Source organism: Longimonas sp. (assembly GCF_046498435.1).
In the GTDB taxonomy this organism is placed as follows: domain Bacteria; phylum Bacteroidota; class Rhodothermia; order Rhodothermales; family Salinibacteraceae; genus Longimonas.
This window is the reverse complement of sequence record NZ_JAWOAR010000006.1, coordinates 1-10,280: the sequence shown is the minus strand read 5'-3', so window position 1 is coordinate 10,280 and position 10,280 is coordinate 1. Positions and strand designations below refer to the sequence as shown.

Sequence of the window (10,280 nt, the reverse complement as noted above, 5' to 3'; positions counted from 1 at the left end):
GGCGAAGGGCACTGCCTACGCGCCAACGGGACGCGCATTGACGCCACCGAGGCCCTGGCGCAGGCCGACCTTGCCCCCATCGACCTGGATGCGCGCGATGCGCTCGGGCTCGTCAACGGCACTGCGTTCATGACAGCCTACGCTGCTCTGGCCTGTGCCCGTGCCCGCCGCCTCTGCTCCTATGCCGAAGCCCACACCGGCTGGGTGTTTCGTCTGCTTGGAGCCCGCCTCGACCCGCTCGATGCCGACCTGCACGAAGCGCGGGGGCACGCAGGGCAACAACAAAGCGCTGCTGCTATCCGTGCTGCTGCCCTGGGGCATACCAACGACAATCATCCCGAAGGCTACACGCCCCACGACGACCGTGCCCTGCAAGAGGTCTACTCGCTGCGCTGCGCGCCGCAGGTGCTGGGGGCGTGCCGCGATCAGATTGCATATGCCACCCGCCTGGTCGAAACCGAGTTAAACGGCGTATCCGACAACCCCTTGCTGTTTGGGAATCCGCCCCGCGTACGCCACGGCGGCAATTTTCAGGGCCAGCAGATCGCGTTCGCCTCTGATGCGCTGAACGCTGCGCTTACGCAGATCGGCGTGCTCATGGAACGCCAGCTCGACGTGCTCCTGACGCCCGCCCACAACGGCGGGGCGCCTCCTCTTTTGGCGTGGACCCCCGGCACCACGCATGGCCTGGCGGGGGCTCAGCTTACGGCTACGGCACTCGTAGCCGAATTGCGCCAGCGCGCCCAGATGACTGCCACCGCTTCCATCCCAACCAACGGGGGCAACCAAGACGTCGTGTCGATGGGGGCACTGGCTGCGCGTACGGCCTATGAGCAAACCCCGCATGTAGCGCGCATCCTGTCGATTCATGCACTGGCTGCACTTCAGCTGTGTCACCTGCAACAGGCCGATAAAGCCCAGGGCACTGCGCCTTCCCCCCCAGACCACTGGCCTGCCATGGATCCCCTAACAACCGACCGGCCGCTGCACGACGCCATCAACTCGTTTTCGGATACGATGCTTATGCCTCCTGCCCATGCCTAATCGAATTGAACCCGGCCCTAACCAAGAATCGGTGTGGGACTACCCCCGCCCGCCGCGCCTGGAACGCACCGACGCCCGTATCCGCGTGGTGTTTAACGGCGCAACCATCGTAGATACGACGCGCTCCTATCGCGTACTCGAAACGAGCCACCCGCCGGTGTACTACAGTCCGCCTGGCGACATTGCCGACAGGGTCTTGCACGAAACGGCACGCACCTCGCACTGCGAGTTTAAAGGCCGCGCGCGGTATTACGATGTGACTGTGGATGCAAAGCGTGCCGAGCGGGCCGCCTGGGCGTACCCCAATCCCACACCACGCTTTCAGGACATGGCCGGCTACGTCGCGTTCTACGCTCACCTCATGGGCGCCTGTTATGTCGACGACGAACAGGTGGATGCGCAGGACGGCTCGTTCTATGGTGGCTGGATTACAAGCCGTGTGGTGGGTCCGTTCAAGGGTAGCCCCGGCACCATTGGCTGGTAAACCCTGTGCCGGAGCCTCCACATACGTCTTACGACAGATTGGCGTAGAACCGGAATCGCCATTCATCCAGCGTAATATCCCACTGGGGGTTAACCTTCTGGCGCTGGTTGGCCCAGTTCGGGAATTGGTGATATGGCATTGACACCTGACTGAAGAAGTGTCGCGTGGAGATGTGGAACGGCCGGTATGCGCTGTCGGCGTGGCGCACGTAGTAGGCTACGTGCAACGCCTGCTGCCAGCTGTCGAGGGGCGTGTCGCGCTCCAGGTTGATGTAGAATGAACGCTTGCCCGAACCATAGTTGAATGCGCTAAACTGGCTTCGGTCGAGCACTACGTCTCGGTAGGTGGACTGGCCCCGATACTCAGTTTCAACGCGGTTACGCACCACCCATGCCACAAGCTCTTGCTCGTGCGGCTTCTTTGTCTCGGAAAAAATGGCGCGGGCCAGCCAGAGCGTCGCATCATCTACATCAGGAAGATGTTGGATGGCAGGGCGCACCTCGTCGGCGGATCCGCCGGGCGCTCCATAAGCCGCGGCGAGAAGCTCGCGGGATGCGTTGTCTGTGCCAGCAGGGGACGTGCTGGTCTCGGAGCTGTTGGTAAACGAGGAAGTGTGAGCGGAAAGGTCTGGAGCGCCGGTTGTCACAATGAAGGCCAGCGATGCACAGGCAATTCCAGTAGAGGCGATTTTCGTATACGTTTTCATGCAGAAACAACTGCTATGGGTAGAATCCGAACACCTTGCGGACTTCATGGAAGACGGATGCGCATCGTGGTATTTTGCCACGGATCGTTACGTTTTTAAGGCGCATCGGGCAAGGCAAGGCGACCAACAGAGCCTATCGGGCAAGGTTTCCCAAAATTAATTTATGTAAACTGATGTTAAACAAAGATATAATTGTCTAATTATAAAGTTCATCCTGTAAAATAGCTTCTATTTAGCGGTGCCTTAATGCGCTGTTGGCGCAATCTTGAAAGTGATAACGCACCTGTTTTCCATTATGAATATGTGTACATTTTACCCGAAGCGCTTTTATTACAATGGCTCTTTCGCCTTCCCTCCGCATCCTTGCTGATGAAAACATTCCATGCGCACGTGCTGCATTTGGCCCGTTGGGATCCGTAACACTGGTGCCCGGACGCGCCATAACGGCATCGGACGTTCAGGCTGCCGACGTGCTGCTCGTGCGGAGTGTAACACAGGTGGATGCCTCTCTCATCCAAAACCACGCGCTTCAATTTGTAGGCTCGGCGACCATTGGCACCGACCATGTGGATCAGGATTTCCTGCATGAACGGAGCATCCCGTTTGCTCATGCGCCTGGCTCAAACGCCGACAGCGTGGCCGACTACGTAATCACAGCGCTTTTGCATCATGCTGCACGTACCGGCACCGACTTACCCACGCGCACAGTTGGCATAGTGGGGTGCGGAAACACCGGGCGCCGAGTGGCACGCCGATGCGAGGCGTTGGGCTGCCGCGTGCTTCGCAACGATCCGCCACGTGCCGAAAACGAGCCGGAGCATGCCAACCAGTTTGTACCGCTGGAAGCCCTCCTGCACGAAGCCGATATCATCTCGCTGCACGTACCGCTCACCACAAGCGGTCGCCACGCCACGCAGCATCTGGTCGATGCCGAGGTCGTAGCCGCCATGCAGCCCGGCACCTGGCTTGTAAACACCTCGCGCGGTGCCGTGATCGAGGCCGACGCCGTTCGGCACGGACTGCACAAGGGCTCCATTGGCGCACTGCTGTTCGACGTGTGGCCCAACGAGCCTGCTCCGTCTCCCGATCTGATTCGCGACGCTGCTATTGCTACGCCCCACATTGCAGGCTATGCCTACGACGGCAAAGTGCGGGGCACGTACATGCTGTACCAGGCGCTCTGCGATGTGCTGGATCGCCCCGCGACCTGGCAGCCCAACGACATCTTGGCCGCGCACGCCCCCGCCACCTGGCACCTTTCCCCGCCCAGTGCCCGCTGGCCTCGCACCGATGCCTGGCACGCGCTCGCCCAGCACGCCTACACGATTGCCGACGACGACCGCCGCATGCGCGCCCTTGCTTCGCATCCCCTCGAAAAACGAGCTAAGGCGTTTGCCGAACTGCGCCGCACCTATCCCCTCCGCCGCGAAATGAACCGCTACACGGTCTCCGAAGCCAGCCTGCTCCCCGCCTGGCACCGCCCCGTATCGGGCGGACTTACCATGCAGCTTTCCGCACCAGGGGGAACCTCTTCACAAATGCGTTCCACTTGAAACGAACGCATCGCGTGGCTACAGGGTATGGCAGGATGTCATTGCTCTTGTTTCCTTAATTTGGTTTTCTCTCTTATGGACGCCAACTCGCATTACACCCGGTGGCGCTGGCAAGCCCCCATTGGGCTGCTGGCTGTAGGCACCGGCGCCAGCATGCTGGGCCATGCCACCCTCAAGAAAGCGGATCCCGACGCCTCGGCCTGGTCCTGGATTGTGGCCGGAACGAGCAGCCTCATTGTACTTAATGCCGGTTTGTGTTTATTTGGGGATGCCGTAAAACATCGTATGCACTATGAGCGGATGCAACATCCCGTGCAACATGCGCCGACGCATGACGCATAAGATGCACCACGCATGAGTGGTACTCTCCCACGTAAGACGCACGCGGAAACCGCCTCCGTCCCGCCGTCCTTCTGACCTGACGCACCGCCCACCTGTGAGCCTCACTGTCGTTGCCAACCGCGTTCCCATCCGCCAGTCCGATAACGGCGACTGGGTTGCCTCCGTCGGCGGACTCACCACCGCCTTGCTTCCGGTGCTCCGCCAACGCGGCGGGGCCTGGATCGGCATGGGCGAGGATCCTGACCTGCCCGAGCGCCAGCTCTTCCCAGCCGACGATCCCGACTTTACTGTCCGCCGCGTACCGCTCAGCGAAGACGAGCTTGAAGGCTACTACTATGGTATGGCCAACCGCGTGCTGTGGCCCGTATCCCACTACATGATTCAGCACTTTGAGCCGAATCCGCGTTTCATGGAGACCTACCGCTCGGTGAACCGGCGCTTTGCCGAGGCCGTGCTCAACGAGGTCGACCGCGACGACGAGCAGATTTGGCTGCAAGACTACCACCTCATGCTGGCCCCCCAGTGGATCCGCGAAGCCCGCCCCGACGTCACGCTCGGGCACTTCTGGCACATCCCGTGGCCGGCTATGGAGGTCTTTCGCATTTTGCCGTGGGCCCGCGAACTCTTGCGCGGTATGCTGGCCTGCGACCTGGTGGGGGTACACGTACAAGAGTACGTCGATAACTTTCTGGAGAGCGCCCGCGTCCTTCTGGGCGCCGAAATCGACGGGCAGACCGTCCACTACAACGGCCACACCACACGCGTCGAGGCGCATCCGATTGGCATCGAAGTCGATCGGTTTAAGCAGATGGCCGAGTCCGAAGAGGTGCGCACCAAAGCCAAGCAACTACGCGAGCGCCTGGGCACCGAGCACATCGTCATTGGTATCGATCGGCTCGATTACACCAAGGGGGTGCTCTCGCGGTTGGAAGCGTTTGAGCGCTTTTTGGAGAACAACCCCGCCTACCATGGCACCGTCAGCTTCTACCAGATTGCCACGCCCAGCCGCACCAAAGTGGACACCTACCAGCAACTGAAACGCGAGGTGGATGAGGTCGTAGGTCGCATCAACGGACAGTTCGCCCGCGACAACTGGGTGCCCGTCAATTACCGGTACCGGACGTACACACAGTTTGAGCTGTGTGCGTTCTACCGCGCTGCCGATGCCGCGCTCATCACGCCCCTGCGCGATGGCATGAATGTGGTCACGCAGGAGTTCATCACGGCCAACCAGAACGGCGTTCTCATCCTAAGCGAGCTTACCGGTGCCGCTTACCTCTTGCCCGAGGCTATCCAGGTGAATCCCTACGACAAAGACGGCCTCGCTGCCTCCATTCGCACCGCACTTGAAATGAGCCCCGAAGAGCGCACCACCCGCCTCAACGCGCTCAAGTCTACCGTTGAAGGCCTCGACGTACAACGCTGGGCTCGCGGCTTCCTGGATGCGCTGCATGCGTAGCGTCGCTGAGACATACCCGCGTACCTGAAACGGCCCCGGATCGCCCTTCAAGAGGGATGCTTGTGCCGTGCCCTGCCCCCATTTTCGTCTGCTCCGCACTTGTCCTGCTTTCTTGCTATGGAATCTCCTCCACGCGTTGACGCCCCGATCTTTTTTCTGGATTATGACGGTACTCTCGCCCCCATCGTCGACGATCCCGACGCTGCGTACCCGCATCCCGGGGTACCCGGTGTGGTGCAGAAGCTACGCGATCGCTTTCCACTGTGGATCGTGACCGGCCGCGATCTGCGTAGCTTGGGGCGCCTCTTCCCGGCCAACGCCCCCGCTATTGGACTGCACGGCGCACAACGCGGCTCCACCAACGACGCCGACCCGCCCACCTTTAATGAGGATACCCTGGCCGCACTCTCGCGGATGCAGAGCAATGTGCCCTCCGTTGAGGGATTACATCTGGAGTCGAAGCCGCCCACCTTTGCCGTACACTACCGCCAGGCGCGAAATCCCGAAGATGCGCAGCGCCGCCTGCAAGCCTGGGTCGATACCGCGCCCGATTTTCTGGAAGCCATCTGGGGCAAAAAGGTGGTGGAACTGCGCCACTGCGAGCATACCAAAGGCCGCGCCGTCCGCGACATTGCCGCCGACCATCCCGACCGCCATCCCGTCTACATCGGCGACGATGTGACCGACGAAGATGCCTTCGAGGCCCTTGCCGATGTGGACGGCGCGTGCACCATCAAAGTCGGCTCCGGCGATACCGCCGCCCAGCACCGCCTGCCCGATGTGGATGCTGTCGTAGCCTATCTGGAAGGATATGTGTAGTCGTGCCAAGGAGATGGTTCCTACGACAGCGGTCGGAGCCACAGGGGCTGGACTCTGCTCACCATGACAGGCTTCGTTGGGGGAGCATTGCAGGGGAATCATCATGAGGGTTGACACAGCACGACCCTGCCGAGGGACATGGAAATGCCTGCATGTGTCGGCCCCCATTTCCCTCCGTGTAAACAAGCCGCAACGCGTGTTACGTTGCCCCAACGCATGCGAACACAATCCGGCACCAGAGGTCTTATCTTTTGCATTGGTATCTGCATCCGCCCGGCCTTGCGGGTCATGGCGGCTCGCTTGCTCTTCTCTCTCAAGCCTCTTACCCACCATGAGCACATATGCCCACCCCGATGTTCTTGTCGATACCGAATGGGTTGCAGATCACCTCGACGACGATGTGCGGCTTGTCGAAGCCAACGAAGACGTGCTGCTTTACGACACCGGCCATATTCCCGGCGCCGTGAAAGTCGATTGGCATACCGAACTCCAAGACCCGGTGCAGCGCGACTTCATCGACGAGGAGGCCTTCGCGCAACTCTGCGAATCCAAAGGCATCGGCCCCGACACTACGGTCGTGTTCTACGGCGATAAAAACAACTGGTGGGCCTGCTATGCCTTCTGGGTCTTTCGTCTCTACGGACATGAATCGCTCCGCGTGATGGACGGCGGACGCAAGAAGTGGAAGGCTGAAGACCGCCCCCTTACCACTGACGCACCCGACCTACCCACCGTGTCGTACCCAGTACCCGAGGCGCCCGACCTTTCCATCCGCGCGTTCCGGGGCGAGGTGCTGGCGCATCAGCAGCAAGACGGCCCCATGGTCGATGTGCGCTCGCCCGAGGAGTTTCGCGGCGAGATTACGCATCTGCCCGGCCTGCCCGAAGAAAGCTCTATGCGCGGTGGACACATCCCGGGGGCCCGCAATGTACCGTGGTCAAACGCCGTGGATGATGACGACGGCACCTTCAAACCGCGCGAAGCGCTCGAAGAACTGTATCAGCAGCGCGAGGGCCTCAGCCCCAACGATCCCACCATTGCGTACTGCCGCATCGGTGAGCGCTCCAGCCATACCTGGTTCGTGCTCAAGTACCTGTTGGGATTCGACCAGGTCAAAAACTACGACGGATCGTGGACCGAGTGGGGCAACCTTGTTGGTATGCCCATTGAAAAGGGAGAGGCCGAAGCAGCCACGCCCGCTCAGTAGTCCCATCCGGACCTCCATCGTAATCTCGCTCTCGTTCTGTCTTGATTATGGCTTCGTTTGAAGATATTGCCGCAGGCTTCCAAATGGTCGGTCGTGATGGCCGACTGGAGTTGCTGTTAGAGTACTCCGACAAGCTGCCGCCAATGCCCGAGGCGTACCAGGAACTGCGCGAAGCCGGACTGAACATGGTGCACGAGTGCCAATCGCCGGTCTTCCTGCGTCCAGAGGTACGCGACGGCACCGTGCGTATCATTGCCGATGTACCGCGCAACGCTCCCACCGCACGTGCCTTCGTATCCATCTTGCACGAAGCCTTCGACGGCGCCGCCCCCGAAGATGTGGCCAATGCGACCGACTATCCACTGCGCGATTTAGGTCTGGCCGACTTGCTTGGGGCGCAGCGCACGCAGGGGCTCTCGGCCATCTACCAGCGGATGAAGCACGCTGTGGCCGAACGCAGCCACACGCCCATCGCTGCCGATGCCTCCGACAGCGCATAGCTCACGCCGCCCGTCCGCTGAACTCATTTGATGCCTGCCGCACCACCTGTAGGAGCTCGGCCAACATCATCGCGGTCGCTCCCCACACGGCGTGTCCATCGACCGCGTAATATGGCACGTCTATGCTGCGCCCGTAGAGCGTCCACGGCTCTACCGTGCGCGTACCCGGGTCGAGCAGGTGCGGCAGCGATGCGGGCAGCACCATCTCGACCTCGGCTTCCTGTGCGGTAAAGGCCGGCGCACGTGGGCATACCGCCACGAACGGGTGGACGCAAAACCCGGATGGCGGAATGTACAACGAGGTGAGCGAGCCCAGTATGGTAGATGCCTCAGGAGACAGCCCCACTTCTTCGTGCGTCTCACGCAGCGCGGTGTCGCACGGCACCTCGCCCGCCTCGCAGCGTCCGCCGGGAAAGGAGATCTGCCCAGGGTGGTGCGGCAGGTCGCTACGGCGCACGGTGAGCAAGACCGTGGGCACCCCGTGGGCATTCGGATAGAGCAGCGCGAGCACGCCTGCGTTCGTGCAGTCGGTGGATTCGGTAGGTGGACGCCGGTGACCCGCATCGTAGCGCGGGGCCATGGTCTGCTGCGCCTCGGGCCCTGGCAAGCCATTACGAAGCTGGCTTTCTAACGCGGAAACGAGGCGGTCGAACGCAATCGACATGGGGGGTATCGGAATGGATGAGCAGGTGGGCATGTGCTTTTGGCAACAATGCCACCGTTGATATACCTGGCATCTTGTGGGGGTCCGGTCGAGACGGAGGAGCAGCGCGTAGGCCTTCGCTTCCCTCTGAACGCATCAAAGTATGGTCCAGCAAAGCACGGCAACAAAAAACGCCCCGGCCGCCGTGAGGCCGCCGGAGCGCGTGTGGAGGCACTAAAGACGGATTCGAGGCAATCCGTCTACCTCCAGAACCAGGTGATGTGTGCGCGTTGAGATCCGGTTATTGGATCGCAATCTGGCGCGGCTTGCTTTCTTCCGCCTTCGGCACCGTAATCGTCAGGACGCCGTCTTGGTACGACGCTTCAATGTTGTCTTCCTGAATCGACTGCGGCAGCGTGAAGGAGCGGTGGAAGTGTCCGAAGGCGCGCTCAACGCGCACGTACTCGTCGTCTTCGTTGCGGGCTTCGTGGCGCCGCTCGCCGCTTACCGTGAGCTGCCGCTCCTGCATGTTGATTGTCAGGTCGTCTTTCGACAGGCCCGGCAGGTCGAGGCGAATTTCGTAGTTGTCGGGCGTCTCGACCATGTCGGTGCGCGGCGCCCACATGCGCGTGGTGCTCTCGTTACGCCCGTTTTCGTCGCTGGTGGGAAACAGGCGGTTAAACACCTGGTCGATTTCGTTTTGCAGGGTTCGCAGACTGCGGTTCGGTGTGCGGGTAAGGTTCGTCATAATAATCACCTCGTTCAGTTGTCTTGGTTCGTGTCGAATGGGTAGCGGGGGATGCAGAGGACATCGCCCTCAACTCTGCACTTATCTACTTATGCAACCCCTGTACCAACCCTTTCCACTGGCTCTTCCTCTGCCAACACGACAGCTTATCCGTCAGGGACTGCCATCCTCTTCAGGTCCTGTCTGACAGGAATATAGCGTCGTCTGTCATCCTGTAGTCAAGGGCTGACAGCTTGAAAATGACAGAACGTCATCTCATGCTCACCGCCCTCGTATGCCCTTGTTATGCAGGATGCGCAGCCTTGCACTCTTCGTGAAGACCTGGCATACTGGATGCGTGTAGCAGTCGCTGATTCCGCTGTGCTACCCTTGCAGATACGCCTGTACACGGAGCCAGAGCCCACGCTTAGCGCGCTACTGCCCGATGCGAGCGACATCGGACGGTTTCAGCTTGATGTGGGCGTTCGATTCTCGCTGTAGTGCTCTGTCAACCCTCATTTTGATGGTTGCCTTGCAATCACCCTCCCACGAAGCCTGTCATGGTGAGCGCAGTCGAACCATCTCCTTGGTGTTTAGCAGGAACTTTTGGGGACGGCACAGCACGCGTATCCATCTTGGTTTAACCCACAGAATGACCTGTGACACGGCAGTAGTGCTGTGTCAACCCTGAAAGGTTGGGTTCAGCGCCGGGAAAGCTGCTCGACGCCCGCACGGCGTCGGTGAGCGCACCGTCCAGGACGATGTGCTCCTCGCCCGTCTCGACGTCGGTCGTGGT

Annotated in this window: 11 protein-coding genes; 8 read left to right on the top strand and 3 right to left on the bottom strand. The window is 60.8% G+C overall.

Features of this window, described 5'->3' with window-relative positions; translation table 11 throughout:
- Both R6U20_RS00250 and R6U20_RS00245 read left to right on the top strand, forming a co-directional pair.
- On the top strand, positions 1-1,044 hold a 1,044-nt coding region (locus R6U20_RS00250; protein WP_410335863.1), incomplete at its 5' end, for an aromatic amino acid lyase.
- Entirely contained in the window at positions 1,037-1,528 is a 492-nt protein-coding gene (locus R6U20_RS00245) for a DUF427 domain-containing protein (protein WP_410335862.1), read from the top strand. The genes R6U20_RS00250 and R6U20_RS00245, both read left to right, overlap by 8 nt.
- A gap of 28 nt (positions 1,529-1,556) precedes the next feature.
- Here R6U20_RS00245 and R6U20_RS00240 read toward each other — a convergent pair whose 3' ends face one another.
- Entirely contained in the window at positions 1,557-2,234 is a 678-nt protein-coding gene (locus R6U20_RS00240; RefSeq protein WP_410335861.1) for a hypothetical protein, read from the bottom strand.
- Between the two features lie 335 nt (positions 2,235-2,569).
- Here R6U20_RS00240 and R6U20_RS00235 point away from each other — a divergent pair, with 335 nt between their 5' ends.
- The 6 genes from R6U20_RS00235 to R6U20_RS00210 all read left to right on the top strand — a co-directional run bounded on the left by R6U20_RS00235 (position 2,570) and on the right by R6U20_RS00210 (position 8,114).
- Positions 2,570-3,787 carry a 4-phosphoerythronate dehydrogenase gene (locus tag R6U20_RS00235; protein WP_410335860.1) on the top strand — a complete coding sequence of 406 codons (1,218 nt, stop codon included), beginning with the start codon at positions 2,570-2,572 and terminating at the stop codon, positions 3,785-3,787.
- A gap of 75 nt (positions 3,788-3,862) precedes the next feature.
- Positions 3,863-4,129 carry a hypothetical protein gene (locus R6U20_RS00230; RefSeq protein WP_410335859.1) on the top strand — a complete coding sequence of 89 codons (267 nt, stop codon included), beginning with the start codon at positions 3,863-3,865 and terminating at the stop codon, positions 4,127-4,129.
- A 94-nt stretch (positions 4,130-4,223) separates the two neighbouring features.
- Positions 4,224-5,588 carry a trehalose-6-phosphate synthase gene (locus tag R6U20_RS00225; RefSeq protein WP_410335858.1) on the top strand — a complete coding sequence of 455 codons (1,365 nt, stop codon included), beginning with the start codon at positions 4,224-4,226 and terminating at the stop codon, positions 5,586-5,588.
- A 117-nt stretch (positions 5,589-5,705) separates the two neighbouring features.
- A complete protein-coding gene (gene otsB, locus R6U20_RS00220; RefSeq protein ID WP_410335857.1) occupies positions 5,706-6,407 on the top strand; it encodes a trehalose-phosphatase in 702 nt (233 codons plus the stop codon).
- Positions 6,408-6,738: 331 nt separating this feature from the next.
- Positions 6,739-7,614 carry a sulfurtransferase gene (locus R6U20_RS00215; RefSeq protein WP_410335856.1) on the top strand — a complete coding sequence of 292 codons (876 nt, stop codon included), beginning with the start codon at positions 6,739-6,741 and terminating at the stop codon, positions 7,612-7,614.
- Positions 7,615-7,661: 47 nt separating this feature from the next.
- Positions 7,662-8,114: a SufE family protein gene (locus R6U20_RS00210; RefSeq protein ID WP_410335855.1), complete on the top strand. Its 453-nt coding sequence runs from the start codon at positions 7,662-7,664 to the stop codon at positions 8,112-8,114.
- 1 nt (position 8,115) lies between these two features.
- Here the strand turns inward: R6U20_RS00210 and R6U20_RS00205 are convergent, their stop codons facing one another.
- Complete coding sequence (locus R6U20_RS00205) at positions 8,116-8,778, bottom strand: NUDIX hydrolase (RefSeq protein ID WP_410335854.1); 663 nt, start codon at positions 8,776-8,778, stop codon at positions 8,116-8,118.
- Between the two features lie 280 nt (positions 8,779-9,058).
- Positions 9,059-9,505 carry an Hsp20/alpha crystallin family protein gene (locus R6U20_RS00200; protein ID WP_410335853.1) on the bottom strand — a complete coding sequence of 149 codons (447 nt, stop codon included), beginning with the start codon at positions 9,503-9,505 and terminating at the stop codon, positions 9,059-9,061.
- Positions 9,506-10,280: the final 775 nt, after the last annotated feature.

Bases quoted from the DNA above. Each gene is read 5' to 3' on its own strand.
- R6U20_RS00205 (WP_410335854.1), bottom strand. From the start codon at position 8,778: ATGTCGATTGCGTTCGACCGCCTCGTTTCCGCGTTAGAAAGCCAGCTT.
- R6U20_RS00210 (WP_410335855.1), top strand. From the start codon at position 7,662: ATGGCTTCGTTTGAAGATATTGCCGCAGGCTTCCAAATGGTCGGTCGT.
- R6U20_RS00235 (WP_410335860.1), top strand. From the start codon at position 2,570: ATGGCTCTTTCGCCTTCCCTCCGCATCCTTGCTGATGAAAACATTCCA.
- R6U20_RS00215 (WP_410335856.1), top strand. From the start codon at position 6,739: ATGAGCACATATGCCCACCCCGATGTTCTTGTCGATACCGAATGGGTT.
- otsB (WP_410335857.1), top strand. From the start codon at position 5,706: ATGGAATCTCCTCCACGCGTTGACGCCCCGATCTTTTTTCTGGATTAT.
- R6U20_RS00230 (WP_410335859.1), top strand. From the start codon at position 3,863: ATGGACGCCAACTCGCATTACACCCGGTGGCGCTGGCAAGCCCCCATT.
- R6U20_RS00240 (WP_410335861.1), bottom strand. From the start codon at position 2,234: ATGAAAACGTATACGAAAATCGCCTCTACTGGAATTGCCTGTGCATCG.
- R6U20_RS00245 (WP_410335862.1), top strand. From the start codon at position 1,037: ATGCCTAATCGAATTGAACCCGGCCCTAACCAAGAATCGGTGTGGGAC.
- R6U20_RS00200 (WP_410335853.1), bottom strand. From the start codon at position 9,505: ATGACGAACCTTACCCGCACACCGAACCGCAGTCTGCGAACCCTGCAA.